The organism is Beggiatoa leptomitoformis (assembly GCF_001305575.3).
Classification (GTDB): Bacteria; Pseudomonadota; Gammaproteobacteria; order Beggiatoales; family Beggiatoaceae; genus Beggiatoa; species Beggiatoa leptomitoformis.
Genome location: NZ_CP012373.2, coordinates 2,329,891 through 2,355,502, shown reverse-complemented (window position 1 = coordinate 2,355,502; position 25,612 = coordinate 2,329,891). Strand labels below are relative to the sequence as shown.

The 25,612-nt window shown below is 40.8% G+C and carries 19 protein-coding genes and 3 tRNA genes; 11 read left to right on the top strand and 11 right to left on the bottom strand.

Translation table 11 applies throughout. The annotated features are described in order from the left end of the window. Positions 1 to 182 precede the first annotated feature (182 nt). The 5 genes from AL038_RS09805 (at position 183) to AL038_RS09785 (ending at position 6,651) form a co-directional block, all read left to right on the top strand. A complete protein-coding gene (locus AL038_RS09805) occupies positions 183 to 3,128 on the top strand; it encodes a molybdopterin oxidoreductase family protein (protein WP_083991488.1) in 2,946 nt (981 codons plus the stop codon). Between the two features lie 195 nt (positions 3,129 to 3,323). Continuing rightward, a complete protein-coding gene (locus tag AL038_RS09800) occupies positions 3,324 to 4,016 on the top strand; it encodes a 4Fe-4S dicluster domain-containing protein (RefSeq protein ID WP_062152332.1) in 693 nt (230 codons plus the stop codon). Positions 4,017 to 4,036: 20 nt separating this feature from the next. Continuing rightward, the gene (locus AL038_RS09795) at positions 4,037 to 4,939 is read left to right on the top strand and encodes a dimethyl sulfoxide reductase anchor subunit family protein (RefSeq protein ID WP_062152329.1); all 903 of its coding nucleotides are present in this window, start codon (positions 4,037 to 4,039) and stop codon (positions 4,937 to 4,939) included. Positions 4,940 to 5,109: 170 nt separating this feature from the next. Next, positions 5,110 to 5,946: an N-acetylmuramoyl-L-alanine amidase gene (locus AL038_RS09790; protein WP_062152328.1), complete on the top strand. Its 837-nt coding sequence runs from the start codon at positions 5,110 to 5,112 to the stop codon at positions 5,944 to 5,946. Positions 5,947 to 6,132: 186 nt separating this feature from the next. Then, entirely contained in the window at positions 6,133 to 6,651 is a 519-nt protein-coding gene (locus AL038_RS09785) for a zinc ribbon-containing protein (RefSeq protein WP_062152325.1), read from the top strand. Positions 6,652 to 6,704: 53 nt separating this feature from the next. Here the strand turns inward: AL038_RS09785 and AL038_RS09780 are convergent, their stop codons facing one another. Together AL038_RS09780 and AL038_RS09775 are read right to left on the bottom strand one after the other, a co-directional pair. Next, positions 6,705 to 7,673, bottom strand: a complete 969-nt coding sequence (locus AL038_RS09780; protein ID WP_062152323.1) for a diguanylate cyclase — start codon at positions 7,671 to 7,673, stop codon at positions 6,705 to 6,707. Next, on the bottom strand, positions 7,673 to 10,855 hold the full coding sequence (locus AL038_RS09775) for a HAMP domain-containing hybrid sensor histidine kinase/response regulator (RefSeq protein ID WP_062152321.1): 3,183 nt from the start codon (positions 10,853 to 10,855) through the stop codon (positions 7,673 to 7,675). The genes AL038_RS09780 and AL038_RS09775 overlap by 1 nt, the downstream gene beginning before the upstream one ends. A gap of 221 nt (positions 10,856 to 11,076) precedes the next feature. On the opposite strand from AL038_RS09775, the gene AL038_RS09770 reads away from it, so the two are divergent. Further along, the gene (locus AL038_RS09770) at positions 11,077 to 12,603 is read left to right on the top strand and encodes a fumarate hydratase (RefSeq protein ID WP_062152319.1); all 1,527 of its coding nucleotides are present in this window, start codon (positions 11,077 to 11,079) and stop codon (positions 12,601 to 12,603) included. Positions 12,604 to 12,750: 147 nt separating this feature from the next. Here AL038_RS09770 and AL038_RS09765 read toward each other — a convergent pair whose 3' ends face one another. The 9 genes from AL038_RS09765 to cysQ all read right to left on the bottom strand — a co-directional run bounded on the left by AL038_RS09765 (position 12,751) and on the right by cysQ (position 21,102). After that, positions 12,751 to 14,088: a serine/threonine protein kinase gene (locus AL038_RS09765; RefSeq protein WP_062152317.1), complete on the bottom strand. Its 1,338-nt coding sequence runs from the start codon at positions 14,086 to 14,088 to the stop codon at positions 12,751 to 12,753. A 59-nt stretch (positions 14,089 to 14,147) separates the two neighbouring features. Then, positions 14,148 to 14,561, bottom strand: coding sequence for a PulJ/GspJ family protein (locus AL038_RS09760; RefSeq protein WP_062152315.1), 414 nt, complete (start codon positions 14,559 to 14,561; stop codon positions 14,148 to 14,150). After that, entirely contained in the window at positions 14,558 to 14,977 is a 420-nt protein-coding gene (locus AL038_RS09755; protein WP_083991486.1) for a prepilin-type N-terminal cleavage/methylation domain-containing protein, read from the bottom strand. The genes AL038_RS09760 and AL038_RS09755 overlap by 4 nt, the downstream gene beginning before the upstream one ends. A gap of 132 nt (positions 14,978 to 15,109) precedes the next feature. Beyond that, the gene (gene rimI, locus AL038_RS09750; RefSeq protein ID WP_062152312.1) at positions 15,110 to 15,580 is read right to left on the bottom strand and encodes a ribosomal protein S18-alanine N-acetyltransferase; all 471 of its coding nucleotides are present in this window, start codon (positions 15,578 to 15,580) and stop codon (positions 15,110 to 15,112) included. A 15-nt stretch (positions 15,581 to 15,595) separates the two neighbouring features. After that, the gene (locus AL038_RS09745; protein WP_062152310.1) at positions 15,596 to 16,438 is read right to left on the bottom strand and encodes a uracil-DNA glycosylase; all 843 of its coding nucleotides are present in this window, start codon (positions 16,436 to 16,438) and stop codon (positions 15,596 to 15,598) included. Positions 16,439 to 16,590: 152 nt separating this feature from the next. Continuing rightward, complete coding sequence (locus AL038_RS09740) at positions 16,591 to 17,607, bottom strand: Rpn family recombination-promoting nuclease/putative transposase (RefSeq protein ID WP_066246119.1); 1,017 nt, start codon at positions 17,605 to 17,607, stop codon at positions 16,591 to 16,593. Positions 17,608 to 17,829: 222 nt separating this feature from the next. After that, the gene (locus AL038_RS09735) at positions 17,830 to 18,330 is read right to left on the bottom strand and encodes a Rieske (2Fe-2S) protein (RefSeq protein WP_062152306.1); all 501 of its coding nucleotides are present in this window, start codon (positions 18,328 to 18,330) and stop codon (positions 17,830 to 17,832) included. Positions 18,331 to 18,454: 124 nt separating this feature from the next. Beyond that, positions 18,455 to 20,107 (bottom strand): SagB/ThcOx family dehydrogenase, encoded by a 1,653-nt coding sequence (locus tag AL038_RS09730; RefSeq protein WP_062152304.1) that lies wholly within the window; start codon positions 20,105 to 20,107, stop codon positions 18,455 to 18,457. A 170-nt stretch (positions 20,108 to 20,277) separates the two neighbouring features. Next, the gene (gene cysQ, locus AL038_RS09725) at positions 20,278 to 21,102 is read right to left on the bottom strand and encodes a 3'(2'),5'-bisphosphate nucleotidase CysQ (protein ID WP_349701075.1); all 825 of its coding nucleotides are present in this window, start codon (positions 21,100 to 21,102) and stop codon (positions 20,278 to 20,280) included. Between the two features lie 501 nt (positions 21,103 to 21,603). On the opposite strand from cysQ, the gene mutS reads away from it, so the two are divergent. The 5 genes from mutS (at position 21,604) to AL038_RS09700 (ending at position 25,593) form a co-directional block, all read left to right on the top strand. Next, the gene (gene mutS, locus AL038_RS09720; protein WP_062152302.1) at positions 21,604 to 24,156 is read left to right on the top strand and encodes a DNA mismatch repair protein MutS; all 2,553 of its coding nucleotides are present in this window, start codon (positions 21,604 to 21,606) and stop codon (positions 24,154 to 24,156) included. A 164-nt stretch (positions 24,157 to 24,320) separates the two neighbouring features. Continuing rightward, positions 24,321 to 25,172 carry an alpha/beta fold hydrolase gene (locus AL038_RS09715; RefSeq protein ID WP_062152300.1) on the top strand — a complete coding sequence of 284 codons (852 nt, stop codon included), beginning with the start codon at positions 24,321 to 24,323 and terminating at the stop codon, positions 25,170 to 25,172. Positions 25,173 to 25,286: 114 nt separating this feature from the next. Next, positions 25,287 to 25,371 (top strand) — tRNA-Tyr (locus AL038_RS09710). Between the two features lie 61 nt (positions 25,372 to 25,432). Then, positions 25,433 to 25,506 (top strand) — tRNA-Gly (locus tag AL038_RS09705). 11 nt (positions 25,507 to 25,517) lie between these two features. Beyond that, positions 25,518 to 25,593 (top strand) — tRNA-Thr (locus AL038_RS09700). The last annotated feature ends 19 nt before the right edge of the window (positions 25,594 to 25,612 follow it).

Sequence of the window (25,612 nt, the reverse complement as noted above, 5' to 3'; positions counted from 1 at the left end):
CTAGTACAGTTTAATGGCTAAGTCCTAGTAAATACAAATTTAGGCTATGACATAAACTGGGTTTATGACCATAAAAAATAAATCCATTTGTGCGATAAGTACAGAATCGTTATTTTAATAGACAGCTTAATTAGTAAATTTGAATATAACCAATTATTAAAATACAAAGGGTTTATGTGTTTATGAATGCTCCTCATGTGCCTACTCAAGTAAAAAACGATAATTTTCAAACAGACAAATTGGTGCTTGATTTACCTGTATTCGAAGACCATACCCAGCAAAAAACCGAATATACAAGCTGTTATATGTGTGCTTGTCGTTGTGGCATTAAAGTGACATTGGAAAACGAACAAGTACGCTTTATTCAAGGCAATCGTGACCATCCTGTTAATCAGGGGGTGTTATGTGCTAAGGGTAACGCGGGGATTATGAAACAACAATCGCCCGCGAAATTACATACCCCATTATTACGTAAACAAGGAACAGCGCGCGGTGCGGGCGAGTTTGAAGAAATTTCATGGGAACAGGCTTTAACATTACTGACTGACCGTTTACGCCAAATTCGCGCAACTGACCCTAAAAAACTTGCTTATTTTACAGGACGCGACCAAATGCAAGCCTTAACCGCGTTGTGGGCGAGCCAATTTGGAACAATTAACTGGGCTGCACATGGGGGTTTATGCTCGGTTAATATGGCTGCCGCAGGGCTTTATACAATGGGTTATGCCTTTTGGGAGTTTGGTGAACCTGATTGGGAACATACCAAATATTTTATGCTCTGGGGTGTTGCTGAAGATCATGCGTCAAATCCATTAAAGATAGGCTTAGAAAAACTAAAACGGCGTGGTGCAAAATTTGTTTCAATCAATCCTGTTCGCACGGGGTATCAAGCCATTGCGGATGAATGGATTGCTATTCGTCCCACCACAGATGCCATATTCGCGTTATCGATGGTGCATGTTTTACTAAAAAATGAGCAATTTGATTGGGCATTTTTACTGCGCTATACCAATGCACCTTACTTAGTTGTCAATACCCCCAATCAAGCAGGGGATGGCTTATTCTGGCGTGATGCAAACGGTCAACCACAAATCTGGGATTTAAGCCAACATGAGTTTACAGATGCCACACAAGCAGGTGTTCAGCCCGCTTTATTTGGCGAATTTACCGCGCCCGACGGTAAGCCACTAAAAACTGTTATGCAAATTTTGGCAGATAAATATTTAACCGCAGACTATTCTCCAGCGGTTGCTGCCGACATTTGTGGCGTTAGCGCGGAAACCATTGAACGACTAGCCCTAGAAATGGCGCATGTTGCTTTTAAAGAAAGTATTACCCTAGACATTGAATGGACAGATTGGGCAGGACGTAAGCAAACACAGTTTATTGGTCGTCCTGTTTCCATGCACGCGATGCGTGGGATTTCTGCGCATTCCAATGGTTTTCAAGCCTGTCGTGCTTTGCATTTATTACAAATTTTACTGGGTACTATCGACTGTCCGGGCGGACATTTAGCCAAGCCACCCTATCCAAAACCTATTCCGCCTGCGATGAAGCCCGCCAAAACCACCGCGCCTAATACGCCACTCACATCGCCACCCTTGGGTTTTCCTACCTGCCCTGAAGATTTAGCAATTGATGCCGAAGGTAACCCACTCCGAATTGACAAAGCCTTTTCATGGGACGCACCCTTATCTATACATGGTTTAATGCACATGGTGATTCATAACGCCGTAAACGCTGACCCTTACCCAATAGATACTTTATTGTTATTTATGGCAAATATGGCGTGGAATTCCAGCATGAACACCGCTAATACTATTGATATGTTAAAAAGCAAAGATGCAAGTGGTGCGTATAAAATCCCCTTTTTGGTCGTAGTTGATGCGTTTCATTCTGAAACAGTCAACTATGCCGATTTAGTGTTGCCTGATACGACCTACTTAGAACGTTATGACACTATTTCTATGCTCGACCGTCCAATTTCAGAACCAACTGCCGCCTGCGATTCAATTCGCCATACGGTTATTACACCTGATAGAGATGTTCGCGCTTGGCAAGAGGTTATGTTGGAATTAGCGGGACGTTTAGGTTTTCCTGCTTTTACACATCAGAATGGCGAACGCAAATACAAAGATTATAAAGATTTTATTGTCAATTATGAAAAAGAAGCAGGTATCGGTTTTTTAGCAGGTTGGCGCGGAAAAGATGGTTCACACTCTTTACGGGGTGAACCCAACCCACGACAATGGGAACAATATATTGAAAATAAATCTTTTTTCCGTTACGCGCTTAAACCCAATCAACATTATTATCGCTTTGCCAATCAAGACTATTTAACCTTAGCCAAACAAGCGGGTTGGATTGATACCACTCAACCAATGGTATTAGAAATTTATTCGGAAACTTTGCAAAAATTCCGTTTAGCAGGTTTGGGTTTATATGCAGGCATACAGCCAAGCCGTGCCGACCATCAACAACGGCTTGTTCGTTATTTTGACCCTCTCCCCTTTTATTACCCGCCGTTAGAAGAACAACGCATTGATACAAATGAGTATCCATTTCATGCGATTACTCAACGTCCTATGTTTATGTATCACTCATGGGATTCACAAAACGCATGGTTACGACAACTCATGGCACAAAACTATTTATATATGAATCGTCAACGTGCAGAAAAACTAAATATTCAGGATTTATCATGGGTTTGGGTAGAATCACATAACGGTAAAATTCGTGTACAAGTAAAATTAATGGAAGGTGTTGAAGCGAATACTGTTTGGACATGGAATGCTGTTGGTAAACAAGCTGGGGCGTGGGGATTGTCGCCCGATGCAAATGAAGCAACACAAGGATTTTTAATAAATCATCTAATTGCCGAATTGCTACCTGCGCAGGCGGAGACACCTGATATAACTAATTCAGACCCGATAACAGGACAAGCAGCATGGTATGACTTACGGGTAAAAATTTATCCTGCTAAAGAAATAGGAAATTACCCACAGTTTCCATCTATAAAGCCCTTAAAACAACAAGCAACCGCACCATCAACACTCCGTTATCAAACACATAAAGCGGTATCTCTTAAACGGTCTTTTTGGGATATTTTAACGAAAGGCTGGCGGTAGTTTACTAATAAACTGAATTTAATAAGGTAAACAAGAAGTTTTAAAACAACGGTTAGCGTTTTGGCAATTTCAACAATGGGTTGCAGTACGGATGGAACAAGCTACGCTTACCCAGTTGCAAGCGTGGCGTGTTCGCGTTTTAACAACTCATAAAGTTAGAACAGATAGTTAAATAACATTATAAAAGGCAAGGTTATGAAACTTGGTTTAGTCATCGACTTAGATGTCTGTGTGGGTTGTCATGCGTGTTCGGTTGCGTGTAAACAATGGAATACATCAGGAACGACGGGGGCATTAACTGATTATAATCCATACGGTAAAGACCCCAGTGGTGTCTGGTTTAACCGAGTTCGCCAGTATGAGGTTGGGGATTTCCCACATAACAAAACTGTCAATTTTCCAATGTCTTGTATGCACTGTGAAGTAGCCGCTTGTGTTACGGTTTGCCCGACAGGTGCGTCGTATAAACGCGCCGAAGATGGCATTGTACTGGTCGACCAAGATAAATGTATGGGCTGTAATTACTGTTCTTGGGCTTGTCCTTATGGCGCAAGGGAATTAGATGCTGTTGATGGAACAATGAAAAAATGCACATTGTGCATAGACAGAATTTATGACACTGCCTTATCTCCTGAAGACCGTCAACCTGCTTGTGTTGTGACATGCCCTGCACATGCCCGTTATTTTGGGGATTTTGCAGATGAAAATTCTAAGGTTAGTCAACTGGTTAGTGAGCGTGCAGGCTATCAACTGATGCCTGAAATGGGATATCAACCCACGAATCATTATTTACCTCCACGCCAGCGTAAACCCATTGCAACGGACGATGTGCAACAAAGTTTATTAAATACTGTTAAAACTTGGATAAATAAAGCGATTATCCGTTAAAAATAAAAAGGGTTGATACGATGCGTCCTGCATTTTCTGTTATTTTCTTCACGGTGACGGCTGGCATGGGTTATGGCTTAATGTTCCTGCTCATGCTGGTACAACTAATTAATTTAAATGTTTATTTGTCAGTTACACAAATTTTTTTAATTGTCTGTATTGCTCTCGTTTTCATTACGGCTGGTTTGTTATCTTCTACGCTGCATTTAGCGAACCCAACAAGGGCATGGCGAGCATTTAGCCGTTTTCGAACTTCGTGGTTGTCGCGTGAGGGTATATTGGCGGTCATTTTTTATCCTGTGGTTTTAATTTATTTAATCAGCTTATGGATAGGGAAACCACATTGGAGTATTACATTATTTATCAGTATATTAGCCATTTTAACCTTGTTTGCAACGGGCATGATTTACGCCTGTTTGAAAACTATTCGCCAGTGGTACACACCTTTAACCCCGATTAATTATGTGTTGTTGGGAATTATGTTGGGTGGTTTATTATTTGTCGCGTTATTGGGCGATATTGCCACTGGTTTTTTACCGTTTGTACTTAGCTTAATAGCCATTGCAGCAAGTGCAAAACTAATTTATTACGGTTGGTTAGGGCAACCAACAGAAACGAGTATAAACACCGCTACAGGCTTTAGTTATGCTATTGTCCGTTTATTGGAGATAGGGCATACGGCGGATACGTTTGTAACGCGTGAATTTAACTATTCTATTTCCGCACTGCAAATTCGTATATTGCGCAGTATTGTGTTTATTATGGGATTTATTTTACCTGCCATCTTGCTAGGCTATGCGAGTGTTGTCTCACAATGGCTTGCTGTCATTATCGCTTATAGTGGTATCTTATTAGAACGTTGGCTGTTTTTTGCTGAGGCGCGCCACGTTGTAAACTTGTATCATGGTTTGCAAAGTGTCTAAATTATTAATATTGTAAGGACTACTAGACAGATATTTTGTTAATTCATACAGATTTACACATCTTGATTTCTCACTGATTGACGTTATCAAAGATACCTGTAAAACTGTGTAGGTAGCGAGTTTGTCTGTTTTTTGGCTTGCAAACTTCAACGTAATAAGAAGGATACCCCATGAAGATTATAAATCACCGCCTGTGCCGTGATGACGATACACCTTATCCTTTCCGTGCTTCTCCTAATATTGGTGATGCTCTAAATCCTAGTTTTTTGGTGATGCACTACACCGCAGGGCGTAATTTTGACCAGTCTGTCAATTGGTTAGTTAATCCTGCGGCAAAAGCCTCTGCACATCTGGTTGTTGGACGCGATGGTAGTGTTATTCAACTGGTTGCTTTTAATAAGGTTGCATGGCACGCAGGGAGCAGTTCTTGGCAGGGTTATACAGGGTTAAACAACTATTCTATCGGGATAGAATTAGACAATGTTGGGATTGTAAACCCTTCTCCAACAGGTGATTTTCGCACTTGGTTTGGTGACCCTATTCCCATTGAGCAAGTCATTCAAGCGCAACATAAAAATGAAACGGTTTCTCGTTATTGGCAATTATATACACCTGAGCAATTGTTTACTGCCTTAGAAATTGCGGGGACATTAATTCAACATTATGGATTAAAAGATATTTTAGGACATGATGATATAGCCCCCGGACGTAAGAGCGACCCCGGTCCTGCTTTCCCTATGATGACTTTTCGCTCACGTTTATTAGGACGTTCAGATTCTGTCAGTGATGAGGGGGGAACGTATGTAACAACGGCTAATTTACACATTCGTAAAACGCCTGACCAAAACGGGGCGACGTTGCCAAATAGTCCACTGCCTAAAGATACCCGCTTAAAAGCGACGGGAGAGGAAACAGGTGTGTGGAAAGAAGTTGAAGTCTTAGATAATGTTAAAAATTTGAAGGGGCAAATCGGTTGGGTACATAGCCGTTTTATCGTGGCAAAATAGATATATAAAGTCAGCATTGATTATTAAAGGGGTAAATCGGTTATGGATTTACCCCTGTTTTTTTGAAAAACGTTGTAATAGGGAGGTAATTCAGCCAAAAAACTATTTTTTAGCTAAACTATTTGAGCAAGTGCTAACCGCTTTATAGATAATCAGTTTTATCTTTCTCATACAGGAATGTTTACCATGCAAAATAATGATAATAAATTGCTTTCTGGCTATCAACGGATGATGACACGGGTGAAAGACGCGCTTGATACACCCGCAACTTTAACTTTACGAGAACACATTGAGGCAGCAAAAGAAAAAGCAATTGCTTTGGAAGAATTGACGGTTGAAGAAGCGGAGCGCATTGGTCATTATTTGTTTCGAGATTTACAGGATGCGGCTCACTATCTATCAGAAACAGAGCAGGGGTTAAAAGAATGGGCGCGGTTTGATTTGGCACTTATCGAGGATAAGTTGCTAGATATGTTTAGTTTTATGGTAGATCATACCCGTTCAGAGTTGGATGCATGGGCAGAACGGGCGCGGCTTGCAACGGAATGGATGAGTGGTGAAGTCACAGGGCCGGGTACGTTACAGTGTGATAATTGTCAACATTCTTTGCAGTTTACGCAACCTGCCTATATTCCTGTGTGTCCAAATTGTGGTGCAACTTTGTTTAAACGGGTAATGGATACGGATGATGAAGCGGTTAGCTAGCAGTGGTTTTTGTTAAAAAGCTTGGGTGAGATAGCTTGTTAGTGAAAAAATCGTTATGGGGTGAGATATCGTATGCGGTTTCGTCCTGATGATTTTGCTTGATATAGTAGTGCATCTGCCTGTCTTATAAGCTGTATTGCGACATTGTTATTGGTTGTTGAGGGTATCATACAGGTAACACCGATGCTTAGCGTCAGTAAATGACTGACGGTTGATTGTGTGTGTGGTATTGCAAGCAGTTTGATATTGTCTTGAATAGTTTCAGCGACTTGTAATGCGTCTGTTATATCTGTTTCAGGTAAAATGACTGCAAATTCTTCTCCTCCATACCGAGCAGCAAGGTCTGTTGCTCGATGTGTTGCGCCTTCAATTGTTTTTGCTACTTTTTTTAAGCATTCATCACCCATTAAATGTCCATAAGTGTCATTGTAGGTTTTAAAATAATCTATATCAGCGAGAATCAAGGCAATAGGCTTTTGTAAATTCATCATTTGTTGCCACATTTGTTCTAAATAGCTATCAAAACGGCGACGGTTAGCAATTTGGGTTAAACCATCTAAGGTTGCTTGACGATACAATTCTTGATTCGCTAGTTCTAGGCGTTTTTGTAAGTGGCGGATGGTTAAGTGGGTGCGCACTCTTGCTAATACTTCGTCCACGTGAAAAGGTTTGGTGATGTAGTCCACACCGCCAATACTAAAGGCTTTAACTTTATCTAAAATATCGTGCATTGCACTGATAAAAATCACGGGAATATCACGGGTTTTTTCGTCAGCTTTTAGCCGTTCACAAACTTCATAGCCATTTATATCGGGAATATTAATATCAAGTAGGACTAAATCGGGTAGTGATAAATGGATAGCAATCAATGCACTATTGCCGTTAGTAACGCCTCGAACTTTATAGCCTTGTTCGGTTAGCATATTGGAAAGTAGGCGTAAATTAGGCAGGGTATCATCAATAATGAGGATATTATCTTTATAATTTATCTCTGTTTTTAAGGGGTAAAGAGGTGTATCCATTATTGCACCTGCCGATTAGGTGAGAGTGATAAAACTGATTTACAGAGAGTGATGATAGTATCAAATTGAAAATCGTGGGCTAAGGTTGCAATGTTATCTGCAATATCATGATGTGTGTTAGGCAGTTCTTGTAGTAGTTGCATAACAACATCATTATCTGCTTGTGCTGCTGCTAGTTGTAAATCCGTTAGCCATTGAGCAGGGAGCGTATGCAGTCGTTGTTCCAAGTGATGGAAGGACGTTGTTGATTGTTCAGTCGGTGCAGGGCTAATACTGTTATTGGTTTGGGTATTGTAGATAAAACGCACGCCTAAATAATATGCTAATTTATCAAATATTTCTCTTTCTCTAAAGGGTTTACGTACAAAGTCGTCACAGCCTGCATCCAGTATATGTTGGCGTTCATGTTCAAATGCGCTGGCTGTGAGTGCGATGATGATGATGTTTTTCCCCTTCGCTTGCGCTTTAATTTGTTTGGTTGCTTCATAACCATTCATAACAGGCATACGAATATCCATCCAAATTAAATCAGGTTGCCATTGTTGGCAAAGGCTTACGGCTTGTTTGCCATTACTGGCTTCATTAACAACAAAACCAACCCCTTCAAGCAGGCGTTTTAATAAGAGGCGACTTTCATCATTATCTTCAACGATTAATAATTTATAATTTGCTTGTCCCGTTGCCAATCCAACAACGGTGGCATAAGGTTCACTAATGGGCAAGGTATTAATATCTGCGCGTTCAATCGTTACTGTGAAGTGAAACGTTGAGCCTTCACCTAATTGGCTTTGTACGTCAATATCGCCCCCCATGAGTTGCACAAATTGACGACTGATAGGCAAGCCTAAACCTGAGCCTTCATAAGGCTTATTATGGTGTACACTTTGTTGAAAAGCCTCAAAAAGCCGTTCTATTTCGTTCGGGTCAATTCCAATACCTGTATCTTGTACTGCAAAATGCAGTTGTGCCATCTTGTTCGCGGTTGCAGGTTGATAAGCCACTTGTACCGTTACTTGTCCTTGTTCAGTAAATTTAATGGCGTTAGCAATTAAATTAATTAAAATTTGTCGTAGCTTGTTTTCATCAGTTTTAACATAGCGCGGCACAGTTGCGTGAACAACATCATGTAGCAATAGCCCTTTATTTTTTGCCCGAATTCTTAACATTTTTAGGATATTATTTAACATTTGTTGCAAATCAACCGTTGTTTTATTTAAGGTAATTTGCCCTGCTTCAATTTTTGACATTTCTAAGACATCATTGATTAATTCTAATAAATGCTCGCCACTTTCAATAATAATATTTAAGTTTTCTTGTTGAACGGCGGTTACTTGTGCATCACGTATCATCAATTGTGCAAAGCCTAGAATTGCATTCATGGGGGTACGCAGTTCATGGCTCATATTGGCTAAAAATCGACTTTTTGCATGGTTTGCAATATCAGCCGCTAATTTTGCTTGTTCTGCGGTTTCCTTGGCTTGGCGTAGAGATTCTTCTAAGGCTTGTTGTTGAGTAATATCAATGATGATGCCATTGAGTACCACTTCATCCCGACTCATCACGGGTTTTGCGATGATGCGCCACCATTTCACTTCCCCATTTTTTAATACAAAACGCCCTTCAACAGACAACTCTTCGCCTCGTTCAATAGCACGGCGGACATTTTCGCGCCAATGAATATCATCATCAGGGTGAATAGGTAAGCTTTGCGTACCTGCTTGTAAGGCTTCAGCACTGATACCGTATAAATCCCAACAGCGTGAACTCACATAATAAAAGCCTTGTTGTCCTGTATTTTTTTCATACCATTGAAAAATAACACCGGGAACCATCGCGGCCATGTTATGAAATTTAATTTCTTTTAATTGATTAAGTTGTTGTAACTCATCATTTTTAATTTTAAGGGTTGCAATTGATGCTTGTAATTGTCGCGCCATCGTGTTGAAAGACACCGCTAAACTGCCCATTTCATCAACTCGTCTAACAGGTAATGCATGTGCCCATTTTCCCATAGCCAACTGTTGCGCCGCGTCATCTAAAGATAAAACAGGTTTAATCACCCAGCGTGCAGTTCGTATGCTAAACCATGCAAATAATAAAACGGCCAGTAATGCAAATGTCACCATATTGAGCGTGTCTTTATGTACGGCTGTCATAAAATCTAATTCTGGTGATAACACGACAATAAACCATGATAAATCATGTTTATCCTTAAATGGTTTAATCGTAAATAAATGATTTTTTTCATTAATACTCATGTGTAAATGTTGTAATTCATGTATCGTTCTGCCTGATTTAAGATAGGTTTGCAGTTGATTCATCATACTTTGTAATGGCTGGGGTAGTGATGTTACAAACACATTTGAATAAATAAGCGATTCTAGTGGTGGCATAACGGTCTGTTGATTAAACCGTGATGCAAGCGCTAATAAAGGCCCTTTTGACTCAAAAATTAATATATGACTGTTTTCACTGACTAAGGTTTGTTGTAAAAAATCGCTGATGTCGTATGTATCAACCCCAATACCCAACACTCCGATAAGTTGTCCTTTTAAGTCATAGACGGGTTTACTCAATACTTGTTGAGGACGCTCCAATAAGGGCAAGTCGGCACTGGTCACGTTTGACCATGTTTCCCAGTGATTCATTAAAGGTAATTGATACCAAAAAGAATGTTGAAAAGAAAATGTATCTTGCTGTTCAGTATGAGAATAATCCCCCGCTATATTCTGAAAAGATTGTTGTAGAACAGTATGATAAGGTGATTTAGTGCTGATTAATAACAGACTATCATGGGTTTTAACCACACTGACAAATTGCCCTTGTATCGATGCAAACCAAATGCTAGAAATAGCATTAAAACTATATAATTGTTTTGAAAAATAGCTGGTTAGTTTCTCACTTTCTATAGATTCTTTTTGCAGAAACGCTACATCATAATCAAGCAATTGCGTAGGCAAGGTTAAATAATTCTGTAAATATTGCTCTATCCGTAATAAACACGCCTCATTCAAGCGTTGCATAAACCCTTCGGCTAATTGTCCCCGATAAATAAATGACAAACTAATCACTAAAATTAAGGCAATAATCATTTGTAAAATAAATGGAATCGTTAGCATGATCAGCAAAGGAACGCGCCCAAAAACTTTTTCAGCAAAACGATTAATTGCACTAATTAACATGATGGTTTGACAACTCACGAAGGGAAAGAGGAGAAAAATGCTTGGTTATTCTTAAACACTGGTAGATTGTTTGAAAAAGACAAGTTCTATTAAGATTCAAGGGACATAAGCGAAAGATAAATGGCATTTTCAAGCACAATACGGCGTTGTCAAAGTCATCCCGATAGCTTCTCCTTGCGTTATAATAACCGCTTTATCGTCACCATAAGTAGGACACGCCCATGACTGTCATTCGTGAAGAAGATTTTGTTCAAAGTATCGCCGATGCCTTTCAATTTATTTCTTATTATCATCCCATTGATTACATCCAAGCCTTAGGCGAAGCCTATGAACGAGAAGAATCTGATGCGGCTAAAGACGCAATGGCACAAATTCTCGTCAACTCGCGCATGAGTGCCGAAGGTCATCGTCCCCTCTGTCAAGACACAGGAATCTGTGTTGTCTTTTTAAAAATTGGGATGGATGTCCGTTTTGATACACAACATAGTATTCAAGAAATGGTTGATGAAGGCATTCGTCTTGCCTATGGTCATCCTGATAACACCCTTCGTGCCTCTGTTGTTAATGACCCTGCGGGCGCACGCAAAAACACCCGCGACAATACCCCCGGTATTGTTCACATAGAATTAGTATCGGGTGATAAAGTAGAAGTTAAAGTAGCTGCTAAAGGCGGTGGTTCTGAGAATAAAAGCAAATTTGTCATGCTCAACCCAAGTGATAGCATTGTCGATTGGGTTTTGGAAACCGTGCCAAAAATGGGAGCAGGTTGGTGTCCGCCCGGTATTTTAGGCATAGGCATTGGTGGCACAGCAGAAAAAGCCATGCTCCTCGCTAAAGAATCACTCATGGAACACATCGATATTCATGAACTAAAAGCCCGTGGTGCTAGCAATCGCATAGAAGAATTACGCCTAGAACTCTATGAAAAAGTAAATGCCTTGGGCATTGGTGCGCAAGGTTTGGGTGGTTTAACCACCGTTTTAGACATTAAGATTTTAGATTACCCCACTCATGCTGCCTCCCTGCCCGTTGCAATGATTCCTAACTGTGCGGCAACTCGTCATGCTCACTTTACACTGGATGGCACAGGGGCTGCCCACTTACCTGTTCCCAAACTAGAAGACTGGCCAAAAGTCACATGGACAGCAAGCTCACAAACACGCCGTGTTAATTTAGACACTATCACGCATGAAGAAATTCTCCAATGGCAACCCGGTGAACGCTTGTTGCTCAATGGTAAATTACTCACTGGGCGCGATGCAGCACACAAACGTATTGCGGATTTATTCGCACAAGGCAAAGGATTACCTGAAGGAGTTGATTTTAACAATCGCTTTATTTACTACGTCGGACCTGTCGATGCAGTACGTGATGAAGCCGTAGGTCCTGCAGGTCCTACAACAGCGACGCGGATGGACAAATTCACCGAAATGATGCTTGCTAAAACGGGTTTATTGGGCATGGTAGGCAAAGCAGAACGGGGTGATATTGCGATTGAAGCCATTAAGAAACACAAAGCTGTTTATTTAATGGCGGTTGGTGGTGCTGCCTATTTAGTTTCTAAGGCTATCCGTTCTTCTCGTGTTGTTGCGTTTGGCGATTTGGGTATGGAAGCTATTTATGAGTTTGAGGTGCAAGACATGCCTGTCACAGTTGCCGTTGATTCTAAAGGAACTTCTGTACATAAAACAGGGCCAGTGGAATGGCAGGCAAAAATCGGTAAAATCCCTGTCGCTGTTAAAGCCTAATTGACTTAACACTTGATAAAGTAGCATGGATAACATCATGTTGAACGGTGTTATCCACCTGTAGAACACAGGGATATTACCGCTGGAATTACGCTGTGTTCAAGTGATAATGCCAATTCTATGTGTCAAAGGAATGTCTATCGCACGTTATGCGATAATTTCAGCATGGGCAACGCCTGCGAGAATTTCTAAGCGTAGCCCTAAACTAAGTGGTGCAGCGCGTTGTGGTTCTACCGTTTTTACTTGCCCGTTGGGTAACGTTGCCGTCCAGTTATAATCGGTTAGATTGCGAATTCCCCAAACGTTAGGATTATTCGGATTTTGTACAACTTCACCAATTACTTGCGGACTTTTATCACTATGGGGTTGAATATGCCGTTGTAGTAGTTGGGTTTCTTTATGCAACAATAAGGTGTGTTTACCTTTAGTATGGGTAATAGACAATTTTGGCGGAATGGGGATAGTCGTTTGACAGTGCCAACAAGCTAATTGGTTTTGTGGGGGGGACCACAAGTTTTCTGCGTGGCAATGTGGACAGCGTAACGCATTATCTTTAAGTTCTAAAAATAAATCTTGCCATTCGCCTTCCGTTACCCGTTTGGCGGGATGATGCAAACCATCAGAAAAAGCACGTGTAAAAAGGGCTTGCAGTGTAGATGGGCAATATTGCCAACGTTTACGCGCAGTGTGATATTCCGCATCAGATGGGAGTTGATTACTCGTATTGTTTGGGTCAAAAATAAAAACAGGATTTTCCCCATAAATACGCTTTTTCGCAGGTAAATCCCACACATAAATCTGATATTCCATGTCACCGTGCATGGGATGATGCCATACCCATAAATTAAACAGTAAGACGGCTAGCGAATGCTGGTCAGTTTCAATGGATGGTTTTGCTTGTCCGCGTATCACTTCGGGGGCCATATATTCCATCGTTCCCCACACTTGGGACGTGGCATCACGGCTGTTGATGCCAACATTATCGTTATCACAAATCAGAGTTTCCCCTGTTTGTGCATCAAACATTACATTACCTGCGGAAATATCGCGGTAACAATAACCATCTAAATGTAACATACGGTAACTATTAGCGATTTGATAAGAAATCTCACACAAAGTTGCAAAACTGGGTGCAGGTTTACGATGTGCTTGAATTTCACCCAATTCTGCAAAACGTTGGGTATCAATTAAGGGCATTAAATAGCCAAATTGTGCATTTTTTTCAGTTGTAACGATGTCTAAAGGCCAAATAAAGCGTTTTCCTGCCGCACCATGTGGCGCGCCATGGCTCACTAATTCCTGAATAGATTTTTTTTGTTCTGGTGTGGATTGTTCAGTGTTGTACCACTTTAGCGCGTAAGAATGTTGATTATTATGTATAACTCGATAAACTTCGCCTTGTCCTCCCTCGCCCAATTTTTCTTGGACAATAAGGTCATATTGCAAAATTTCGGCGGTAACGTGTTGTCCTTTACGCAATGACATGGAAGTAATAACCTTTAAATCTGTTGTAGAAATAGAAAAAAACGGAAAGGGGAATTTTACTACAGGTCAGTAACGGGGTCGCGGACTTGTAACGCGCCGATGTGGCGAAAATTAAATTCTGTGAGCAGTTCTTCTGCTTGATAAATTTGCACGGTCATCGTGAATAAACCAACCTGATATAGTCCAATACTGCCCAAGCGATTAATTCCATCACGCGGGGGTTCTATGGGGGTTGCTGTCCAAACAAAACGGTAAGCCCCCAGTGTTTCCTGTCCTTCAGGACGTTGTAGTGGGTTAATCGTGCTGACAAAAGCAAGTGCGTTACGAATGGCTTCATTACGTTGTTGTACTTGTTGTACACGGTACAGGCTGAATAAACTGGTATTAATCCAGCTAAATAGCGCAAGTCCTGTGGTTGCAATCAGAACAAGTGCAACAATTGCTTCTAAGATAGTGAATCCACGCTGTTTCATAACAAATGGGCTCGACAAAAAGGGGGCGTGAGTTCGGCACGATAAGATAGATTTTCTTGATAAGATAAGGAAACAATCCCGCCATTACACGCGCCATTTTCCCGAAAAAGAATTGGTTTTTCTGCGGTCACACGCCAACCTTGTGGCAAAACAAGGGGAATATCAATGGGTTTTTCGGGGGAGCTTGCGGGAAAAGTGGTTAGTACAAATATTCTACCTTGTTGGTAGGCTTTATAACTTAATCCATTGAGTTGAATAAGAATATCTTCCCGCTCAGAAGCGGATTGAAAGGTATTATATAAATTGGTTAAACGCGGGAGCGTCATGCCCGCAAGTAAGCCTATGAGTAATAGAACAACGAGGAGTTCTAGGAGGGTGAAACCTGAGTATTGTATTGGCGCGGAGTGAGCCATCATGGTTAATCGTTATTACACATCAGCGTGGTGGTTGTAGCCTTAAATAATACACGTTTATCCTTTCGCTAATTTTTGTCATCAATAAACTATTTGCAAAAATATATTAAGATAAAAACGCTATTATTCATTTAATTACAATATTTTTGTTAGTATCAACGCATGTTCCCGAATATGAATATTATCCGTTGGATAATAATGTTTCCGTATGCCAACTTCTATAAATCCCATCATTGTATAAAGCCGATAAGCGGCCGTATTGGATGCACGGACTTCTAGTAACATCGTTTTTAAATGTTGTTGGCAGGCTATTTCAAATAGATGACTTAATAAGCGTTGTCCATGTCCACAGCGTTGGTAATCGGGGTGAATACATAGGTTTAAAATATGTGCTTCATCTAAAACAATGGACAGTAGCGCGTACCCCAACAATATACCGTTTTGTTCTAAAACCCATGCAGGATAGCCAACACGCAAACAGTCCCGAAAAATTCCTTCTGTCCAAGGATGCGTATAAGCAACGGTTTCTATCAACATAATGTTGGTGATATCGATTTGTTGCATAGGACGGATGGCGAATTCTGATAATTGTAAAACAGCACTCATACGGGTTTATAGTGGTCAGGGTTGGAGATTTGCAAAAATCTGACAAGCAACTTGAAAGTCGTTCCAAACTTTTGTTTTTTGTGAGGGACTCCGCAGTAAATACGCGGGGTGATAGGTTGCAATGAGGGGAATACCCGTTTTTGCATAGCTGTGTTGTTTACCCCGTAATTCACCGATGGGTTTATTGGTATTGAGTAGGTGTTGTGCGGCAAATGCACCTAGTGCAATGATTATTTTGGGTTGAATCAATGCAATTTGACGGTCTAAAAAGGGGGTACAACAGGCTAACTCATCAGGTGCAGGATTGCGATTATCTGGCGGACGACATTTTAACACATTAGCAATATAGACTTGTGTACGTGGTAGTTGTAATGCGGTGAGAATTTGGGTGAGTAGCTGTCCTGCCTTGCCCACAAAGGGTTCTCCTTGTAAATCTTCATCTGCACCGGGAGCTTCGCCAATTAACAGCCAATCGGCTTGTTGATTACCTGCACCAAACACGGTTTGGGTTCTGCTCTGATGTAAACGGCAGGCGGTACAGGCGGTAACACGGTGTTCTAATGCTATCCAGTCTAAATTAGCTAAAACTTGTACTTCACGGTCTATAAAATTGAGTGCGTTTGTTTCAACAATAGCAGGTATTTCTTTTTGTATTACAGTCGGTTTATCATTATTTCGTAAGCCTTGACGAAGAGATTGTAAGTGTGTTTGTAAATTTGCGGTGTTGACTGACGGAGGCGTAATTGTTTCAGTGGGTAGTTCTTCAGCATCTAAAACGGGCAGGCTACGTCTAACCCATTGTTGTATGCCCATGGCTTTTAGATAGTGAAGACGAGCAGCGGGGTTAACAGAATTCATGGGAAAATCGTGGCACGTTACAAAGGGGGTTATTTATCCAAAATGGTAGCATAGAACGTGCAGATAGGCGGGGTTTTTAAATAACACTTGCATGATGTGATAGTCATTCCCACGCTGACGCATGGGAGTAAGTATTGTATAGGTAAAGTATGTTAATTCGTTTTCACCCATTGCTCACAAAAAACGGTTAATGATTCAACTAATACGGCTTGTTTTAAACAGGTTTCTAGTAAATTCATCTCCGTCATACTTTTTACTTGCTCGACAAGACTAAGTGGTAACTCACCAAAACGGATTTCTAATATCATTAAAATATCCCGTTGTTTTTCTTCTTGCCTGCCACGTTGTAACCCAAAATATTCACCTTGCTGCAATCCTTGTTGCACACCTATTTGCATTCCTTCGGCATACCATTGTTGCACGCGTTCTTCTAACATAATTCTAACCTCTTCTAATTCATTAATAACAGGCATCGGGGTATTGGGTAAATGGCGTGGTAAATAAATTTGTTTTAACCATGCTACAAATGCCCGTTTTAATCCTGCTTGTTCGGGGGAGTCTAACCAGTCCGCTAAGGCTTTGATGACTTCTACTATTATAGTATCTGCTTGTTCATGATTTCGGCTATTTTCCATGCGAAATAATGCCGCAACAAGGTTTTTTAAGGGCGATAGTTCTGCATCTTGATACGCTAGTTCGTCTATGAGTAAGTAGTGTAGTTGTGGACGATATTGTGCTAATCCTTCAGGTGCGGGATGAATCAAACTGTCTAGTGAAATTGGGGCATTCCAGCGTTGATTGCCATTGTAGAGAACTAAAGGCAAAACGGGAGGGAGTTTGTCATGACGATTGAGTTTTTCGGTTTTTATCAGATGTTGATAGAGTAAACCGATGTAAACCCACAGGCGAATTGCCATAAAATCATCAATAGAGGATTGAAATTCTAGGATGATGTAGATGTATAGCCAATTTTCTTGATAACGAACGCGCCAAATCAGGTCATCATTGCGACTGTGGAATTTTTCGCTAATAAAGTCGGTTTTGTAGGGTTCTAAGGTGTTGAAATCGACATTTTCTACCCATTTTTCATGTACAAAGCCTGTGAGTAGGTCTTTAACCATTTCGGGGTAGGAAAAGAGCAGTTTGTAGCTAGTGTCGTGAAGATTCATCGCGTCTTTGGCCCGTTTAGAAAATCCCGTAAGTTAATATAACGGATTTATTTGGATAATTTTGTGCTGTCTAACACGTTATCCTGCTTTGAGGATTATCTATTTAGCACTAACTTAAAGCAACCTCCCGCATGTAGGGGGAGGTTTTATCACTGCGGGCGAAAAATCTGGATAAAAGACAACTTTCCGCTATTAGCGAGGGGATTGTGCAGGGGAATGTCTTTAGTTGTCTTGATGATAAATACAGGAATATTCATTTTGAATGAATAGTTGAGTATCCGCATTTTTTCCAATAGAAAACTGAAGTAAATGTTTATTAGATAAACTGGTATGTGCGTCTTTTAGAAAAATCACGCCATTCAATTCATAAATACTTAATGCAATAAGCTTTTCCCCTAAACCAATCGGGCTAAAACACTCGCCCGTGCGTGGGTCATAGCAAATACCATCATGGCTGGAACATAAAAAATTACCAGACGCATCAAAAACTTCATCATCTTCACTGTCTAAGGGTTTCCCCGAATATAAACAGCGGTTTAAGTAGGCATAAGCCTGCCCTTTGTAGCGAATTAATAAGGCTTCGCATAAACGACTTTGGTAAATCACCCAAAAGGATTGTTTACCGCGTTCAGGTAGTGAGTAACTGTGACAAATTTTTTGTGTCAAGTTACGTAATCGAGATAATGGTTGACTGTTCACGATAGTAGAATAACGATAGTTCATCACAAATAACCCTAAATAATCATAAAAATACGAAAAATCCTTTTTTCAAAACTCCTTTGGGTATTGTGCGAGTGCGTATCTACGTACCTGTTCCTTTACTCAACACACTACTATGCTTTTGTCATTACACATGATTTTTTAGATGGGCATACGGTTCTAATGTATTTAAGCGATGGTCTTCTAACGCTTTGCCTATCGTAAAATGGTAGAGACTTTGATAAGTTAAGTCACTGAGTCCTAATGTGTTGTGCATTGCATCATCAAAATAACAGCCAATCCCTGTACCGCGATAGCCTGCGGCTTCTGCTTCTAAATATAAAACTTGTCCGATTAAACCAGCTTCCCAAAATAACCGACGGTATTGCCACGCGCCTTTTTCTAAACGGGCTGAAAAATCTGCAATCATGCCTAAACTAAAGGCACTATCGGCGGCAATGTCTTGGTGACAAGAAAGGGAACGCGCAAATTTTCGCGCATTTGCGCTAACTAAACGGTATAACGGTAAGTGAGACGGACAGTCAGCGGGCTTTTCCCATTGGAATTCTGCGCGCATCTTGGCTTGTAAGGTTTCTAAAATATCCTGTTGTCTTATTAGGATATATAACCCACTGCTCATATCGGTTACTCTATGCACAAACAATACCAAATTAATGGCAGGCATTTGTGGCAAAACGGTAAACGGAAATCCCGATTTACGAGGTAACAGGCTGTCTAAAATACGAAAAAACGCATTTTTATTCAGTACGCCTGTTCCATCAAATTGTTGCGCGCTACGGCGTTGACGGATGACAGTATTCGTTGTTGCACTGCAACAATCTAGTGGCAACAGCGGTGTATTTAAAGAGGCGCGCCAGATTATTTCTGTGGTTTGTGGTTTTTCTGTGGCTTTAACCGCAACATCGATGATATCCCATTGAAATTGCTTTTTCTTTGATAAAATATTAGCTTGACCAAACCATTGTTGGTTTTTTAATAGGTTATGTAGTAGTTTTGCATCAATTTGTTGCAAATTTGGTACAAATTGTGTCTTAATACATAGTACGACTTCAGGAACTTCTTTTTCTGCTTGTGCAAAACTGTCTTTGTGATTTAATCCAAAGAGTTGCGCAATATCATCATCTGACCAGTTTATTAAAATTTGTGCGTCCCACCCTAAACTACGGGCGGCATAGGTGATTGCGCCTAATGCATGTCCAATATCATGTTGGCAGTAGCGAAAGGCTCTTTCTCCGTATTTCCATGCTTCTCGCCATGTAATCGAGCTTAGTCCCAGCAAAAAACAGTCCGATGGTAGGGACTGTTGAAAATCCGCATGTTGCATCTGCACAATTTCAGCACGTTGTTCTAAGGCGTGGTCATGGCTGTTGTAGTGATAGACCCCCGCAGGTAGGTCGGTGAGTGGTGGTAAAAATACGTAGCCTTCTGTGGGGTGCAAGTTACCACTGGAAGGATTGCAGCGCAGTGACCATTGGTCATTGCCGTATTGTTTCCATGCAGATAAGCCTAAGGACAGTTCAAGTAAGGTGGCAATATTATTTTTATTAAGTGGTTTAGGTGTTATATCTGCTTGATAAAGTTCAGTATAAAGTGTGGTTATTTGGTCTGCACATAGGGGCAATTCTATGCGGGGCGCGCCTGTAAAGGTACGAAAGGGATTGGGTTGATGAATCCAATCCATAAAGTCAGGTCCTGCGGCATATTGTTCTGGTTGGTGTTTGGTTTGGTTGTGGTACGTAATGATGGTATCTATTGTATTTTGAGTATCAGTAGGTTGCATAATAAATTGTCAAGTTGAGAGGGAAATAAAAAAACCTTCAAGTATCCCATTGGGGCTTGAAGGTTTTCTGTTGAGACATTTATTGAAAGTTGATGATTGAAAACAATCTATTATAGTAACAGAGCTTCTCAATTATCAGCTTTCATCACGTCATGGTCATAAGCCAGTATTTAAACGGCTTGGGCAAGATAGTGTGACCATGCTTGGCTTGCATCGCCAAAAACTAAGAAATTCGGGTTTAACAGGGATTCTTTGGTGTTATAGCGTAAAGGTTGTAAATAGACATCGGTTAAGTATCCACCAGCTTGTTCTACAATACATTGAGCTGCTGCTGTATCCCATTCGGAAGTTGGTCCAAAACGCGGATAAACATCAACTTTACCTTCAGCAATTAAGCAAGATTTTAAAGAGCTGCCAATACTTAATACGTCCACTTCGCCAAGCATTTTAACAAAGCGTTGGAAGTGTTCATCCCCATGTGAGCGACTACCAGCAACTGTTAAACGGTCAGCACGACGACGGGCAAAAATCCGTTGAGGGGGTTGTCCATCTTGTTGTTTGTACGCACCTAGTTGGTGTATCGCGTAATATAGTACTTTTGTAACAGGGACATAAACCACACCTAACATGGGGTGATGTTTGTGAATCAGGGCGATATTAACCGTAAATTCGCCATTGCGTTTAATAAACTCGCGCGTGCCATCTAAGGGGTCAACCAGCCAATAGGTTTGCCATTTTTCGCGTTCTTGAAAGGGGATTCGTGCGGATTCTTCAGATAGGACGGGAATATCTGGCGTTAGTTGTTGTAAGCCTTTGACAATCACGTTGTGCGCTGCCATGTCGGCTTCAGTTAGAGGCGATTTATCCGCCTTTTGGACAACATTAAAATCGGTTTTTTCATAAACCGTCATAATATGCTCGCCAGCAGTTTTGGCGATTGTATTGACGGCTTCCAACAAGATAGTTGGGTCTGGGTCGGAATCATCGGACATCATTCTATTTCTCCATAGCTTAACGGCTGTTTGTATCATTAAAGATACAATACTAGCTTATCTACAACACATGAACACATTTAACAACAAAAAAGTTGTTTAGACAAGTAAATGCAAGTTTCATACGCAGTTGTAGAAAATGTTCGGTTAAGCGGTAATTCTCAGCAATTTGTGTATAGTTAATAGCTGAAATTTTTATAAAACAGTATAAGCAATTATCCTTATAATACGTAGTGTTTGCTATGGGAAAATCAACTGAATCCTTAAAAGATAATATTATGAGGATAAACGGTAATCTTTTGTAAAAATTGTTGGTGTAAAAATGACAATTGGGTGAAATGCGCGAAGATGATTTGTCGACTCTGGACAGAAAGCAGGTTTTCATAGGAATTCTGTTTTACAATGAGTGCCTATCTACCAACCAATCTTGGTATGCAACGAGAGGTGCAGATTTATTTGCATCTTTAGAAATAATGAATCTTAATAATTGAATATATTAAATTTATGACTGATTTTGCTGACCACACACCGATGATGCAGCAGTATTTGCGCATTAAGGCTGAATATCCTGATATTTTGTTGTTTTATCGCATGGGCGATTTTTATGAGTTATTTTTTGATGATGCTAAAAAAGCAGCGAAATTATTGGATATTGCTTTAACTGCACGCGGTAAAACGGCAGGGCAAGATATTGCGATGGCGGGTGTGCCGTATCATGCCATTGAGAACTATTTAGCAAAGTTGGTACGTTTAGGGGAATCAGCCGTCATTTGCGAGCAAGTTGGCGACCCTGCGACAAGTAAAGGGCCTGTTGAACGGCAGGTGACGCGCATTATTACTCCCGGAACGTTGACAGATGAGGCTTTGTTACAGGAGCGACAGGATAATTTATTGGTTGCCATTCATCAGGTTGATAAATCCTTTGGAATTGCAACGTTAGATTTGTCTAGTGGGCGTTTTGCTGTGTTGGAAGTAGCTGATGCAAACGCGCTGAATAGTGAGTTAGAACGATTAGCTCCTGCAGAGTTGTTGTTGAGTGATGTGGGGGGTTTGTCTTTTCCAAAATTGCCAATACGTAAACAGCCTGCATGGTATTTCGACACGGAAGCGGCACGACATTTGTTGTTGCAACAGTTTGGTACGAAAGATTTAGCGGGTTTTGGTTGTGAGCAGTTGACGGTTGCAATTGGGGCGGCGGGGTGTTTGTTGCAATATGCACGTGATACGCAAAAAACAGCTTTGCCACACATTCAAGGGCTGACATGGGAACGGCGTGAGGACAGTATTTTATTAGATGCGGCAACACGCCGTAATTTGGAGCTAGATAGTCGTTTAGCTGTGGGGAAACAAGACTATACCTTAATACAGATTTTAGATCAGTGTGCCACCCCGATGGGTAGCCGTTTGTTACGTCGTTGGTTACATCGTCCTTTGCGTGATATTAGTGTGTTACAACATCGTCATCAAAGCATTGGCATGTTATTACAACAGCGTTGTGTAGATGCGTTGTATCAATGTTTGCGTGGTATTGGTGATATTGAGCGTATTTTGGCACGAGTTGCGTTAAAGTCTGCTCGCCCTCGTGATTTAATGCAGTTGCGCAATGCACTGAGTTTGTTGCCTAATTTGCAGGGTTTACTGATAGAGTTATCTCATCCTCATTTGCAAATGTTGGCACAACAAGTGGGTGTTTTTCCCGAGTTACAAGATTTATTGTGCCGTGCGTTGATAGAAACGCCACCGTTGTTGATTCGGGATGGCGGGGTGATTGCGAATGGTTTTGATGCGGAATTGGATGAGTTACGCAATTTAAGCGATAACAGCCAGCAGTATTTATTGGATTTAGAAGCGCGTGAACGGCAACAGACGGGATTAAATAATTTAAAAGTGGGTTATAACCGTGTACATGGTTATTACATTGAACTCAGTCGCACTCACGCAGAAAAAGTACCTACGCATTATACCCGTCGACAAACGCTGAAAGGGGTTGAACGGTATATTACGGAAGAATTAAAGCATTTTGAAGATAAAGTACTGAGTGCGCGAGAACGTGCATTAAATCGTGAAAAATATTTGTATGAACAATTGCTTGATACATTGTTACAAGCCTTATTAGCATTACAAAGCAGTGTCGCGGCATTGGCTGAAATTGATGTATTAAATAATTTTGCAGAGCGAGCGGATACATTGAAGTATTATCCGCCAACCTTTAGTAATCAGGCGGGAATTCATATCAGTGAAGGACGACATCCTGTTGTTGAGGTTGTTTTAGACTCACCCTTTATGCCAAATGATATTATTCTTGATAATAAAAGACGTATGTTAATTATTACAGGGCCAAACATGGGTGGGAAGTCTGTTTTAATGCGGCAGACCGCACTGATTGTGTTATTGGCGCACATTGGTAGTCTTGTTCCTGCACAAGAAGCCATTATCGGTCCTATTGATGGTATTTTTACACGGATTGGTGCGAGTGACGATTTAGCGGGTGGACGCTCCACGTTTATGGTGGAAATGACTGAAACAGCGAATATTTTACATAACGCAACTCGTAATAGTTTAGTTTTAATGGATGAAATTGGGCGTGGTACGAGTACCTTTGATGGTTTATCGCTTGCGTGGGCATGTGCAGAGTATTTAGCCAAACAAGTCGGTGCTTATACGCTATTTGCAACGCATTATTTTGAACTTACACGGCTACCAGAATCTTGTCATGGGGTTATCAATGTTCATTTAGATGCCATAGAACAAGAAGATAAGCTGATTTTTATGCACCGTGTTAAAGAAGGGCCTGCAAATAAAAGCTATGGTTTACAAGTTGCACTATTGGCGGGTGTACCAAAGAATGTAGTAAAACAAGCACGTATTCGTTTAAAACATTTGGAATCACAACAATATCATGCAGGGGCGCAACAAACAGAATTAAATTTAGTCTCGCCTGCGTCACTAACACCAATTCATCCCGTGTTGGTCAAATTACAAAACGTTGTACTGGACAATTTAACGCCTAAACAAGCCTTAGACTTGCTGTATGAATTACATCGTTTATTGGAATGACCCTGATTAACCAGCGTTTGGCAAAAAATATTGTTGGGTTCTGGTAATTAATCTAAGTTTGATAGCAAAACACAACATGCAAAGAATACTCTTGGTTATAACTATCGGTTTTACCTAAAGGATACTAAACGTAGGTTAGTTAAATACATCAAAAGGAACATGGAATGCAAACACAATTTGTCACTTGTCCCCACCCTCAAGGGACGCACCGCATGGCATACCATGAATGGGGTGATACACAAAATCCTAAGGTCTTAGTCTGCGTACATGGATTGACCCGAAATGGGCGCGATTTTGACGAGATTGCAGAGAAATTATCTGTACATTACCGTGTACTTTGCCCCGATGTTGTTGGACGTGGTGATAGTGAGTGGCTAACGCAACCCGAACATTACACTTATCCACAATATGTTATGGATATGCTGTGTTTACTTCAAACATTGGAGATTAAACAAGTTGATTGGTTAGGTACATCAATGGGTGGACTAATCGGTATGTTTATCGCGAGCTTGCCAAACTCACCCATTCAACACTTGATATTAAATGATATTGGCGCATTTATTTCCAAATCTGCATTGGAACGGATTATTCAATACTTAAAAATTCGTCCTGCACATTTTGACACTCTAGAAGCGTTTGAAACCTATATACGTACTGTTCATGCACCTTTTGGACAATTAACTGATGCTCAATGGCGTAAATTAACACTGAATAGTGCCTGTCCCGATACGCCGAGTGGCTACCAATTTAAATATGATGTAGCCATAGCTAAAGCACTACAAATAATGGATAAACCTGTGGAAGATGTTGATTTATGGGCTTATTGGCAGACTGTCATCTGTCCAGTGCTAATTATCCATGGATGCCACTCAGACCTATTATTCACAGATACCATCATGAAAATGCAAGAAATTCATCCACAAACAAAAGTTGTGACAATTGCAGATGCAGGACATGCACCTGCATTAATGATAGATGAACAAATTATGTTGATTCAGAACTGGCTATTAGCATAGAATGCACGCCTTGATGAATGACATGGTGAGAATGATTTGGCACATCACTACAAAAAATAGTAAATGATGCTTGCTTTTTTAAAAACTCATACTTATAATGTGCATTCTTTTAGGGGAGAGGTTCCCGAGCGGTTAAAGGGAGCAGACTGTAAATCTGCCGGCTCAGCCTTCGAAGGTTCGAATCCTTCCCTCTCCACCAATTCAGAATTTAATACGGTGTAGGTCTTAAGGTAGTCGTGTAGTCCCATGTATTAAGTAAAGCGGGTGTAGTTCAATGGTAGAACTTCAGCCTTCCAAGCTGATAGCGTGGGTTCGATTCCCATCACCCGCTCCAAACAAATATTTGCCCATATAGCTCAGTCGGTAGAGCACTTCCTTGGTAAGGAAGAGGTCACCGGTTCAAATCCGGTTATGGGCTCCAGTAAAAACTGATCGCTATA

Bases quoted from the DNA above. Each gene is read 5' to 3' on its own strand.
- AL038_RS09740 (WP_066246119.1), bottom strand. From the start codon at position 17,607: ATGAATCTTCACGACACTAGCTACAAACTGCTCTTTTCCTACCCCGAA.
- mutS (WP_062152302.1), top strand. From the start codon at position 21,604: ATGACTGATTTTGCTGACCACACACCGATGATGCAGCAGTATTTGCGC.
- AL038_RS09765 (WP_062152317.1), bottom strand. From the start codon at position 14,088: ATGTCATTGCGTAAAGGACAACACGTTACCGCCGAAATTTTGCAATAT.
- AL038_RS09735 (WP_062152306.1), bottom strand. From the start codon at position 18,330: ATGAACTATCGTTATTCTACTATCGTGAACAGTCAACCATTATCTCGA.
- AL038_RS09780 (WP_062152323.1), bottom strand. From the start codon at position 7,673: ATGGATACACCTCTTTACCCCTTAAAAACAGAGATAAATTATAAAGAT.
- AL038_RS09745 (WP_062152310.1), bottom strand. From the start codon at position 16,438: ATGAATTCTGTTAACCCCGCTGCTCGTCTTCACTATCTAAAAGCCATG.
- cysQ (WP_349701075.1), bottom strand. From the start codon at position 21,102: ATGATGTCCGATGATTCCGACCCAGACCCAACTATCTTGTTGGAAGCC.
- AL038_RS09760 (WP_062152315.1), bottom strand. From the start codon at position 14,561: ATGAAACAGCGTGGATTCACTATCTTAGAAGCAATTGTTGCACTTGTT.
- AL038_RS09730 (WP_062152304.1), bottom strand. From the start codon at position 20,107: ATGCAACCTACTGATACTCAAAATACAATAGATACCATCATTACGTAC.
- rimI (WP_062152312.1), bottom strand. From the start codon at position 15,580: ATGAGTGCTGTTTTACAATTATCAGAATTCGCCATCCGTCCTATGCAA.
- AL038_RS09805 (WP_083991488.1), top strand. From the start codon at position 183: ATGAATGCTCCTCATGTGCCTACTCAAGTAAAAAACGATAATTTTCAA.
- AL038_RS09775 (WP_062152321.1), bottom strand. From the start codon at position 10,855: ATGTTAATTAGTGCAATTAATCGTTTTGCTGAAAAAGTTTTTGGGCGC.
- AL038_RS09785 (WP_062152325.1), top strand. From the start codon at position 6,133: ATGCAAAATAATGATAATAAATTGCTTTCTGGCTATCAACGGATGATG.
- AL038_RS09770 (WP_062152319.1), top strand. From the start codon at position 11,077: ATGACTGTCATTCGTGAAGAAGATTTTGTTCAAAGTATCGCCGATGCC.
- AL038_RS09790 (WP_062152328.1), top strand. From the start codon at position 5,110: ATGAAGATTATAAATCACCGCCTGTGCCGTGATGACGATACACCTTAT.
- AL038_RS09715 (WP_062152300.1), top strand. From the start codon at position 24,321: ATGCAAACACAATTTGTCACTTGTCCCCACCCTCAAGGGACGCACCGC.
- AL038_RS09800 (WP_062152332.1), top strand. From the start codon at position 3,324: ATGAAACTTGGTTTAGTCATCGACTTAGATGTCTGTGTGGGTTGTCAT.
- AL038_RS09755 (WP_083991486.1), bottom strand. From the start codon at position 14,977: ATGATGGCTCACTCCGCGCCAATACAATACTCAGGTTTCACCCTCCTA.
- AL038_RS09795 (WP_062152329.1), top strand. From the start codon at position 4,037: ATGCGTCCTGCATTTTCTGTTATTTTCTTCACGGTGACGGCTGGCATG.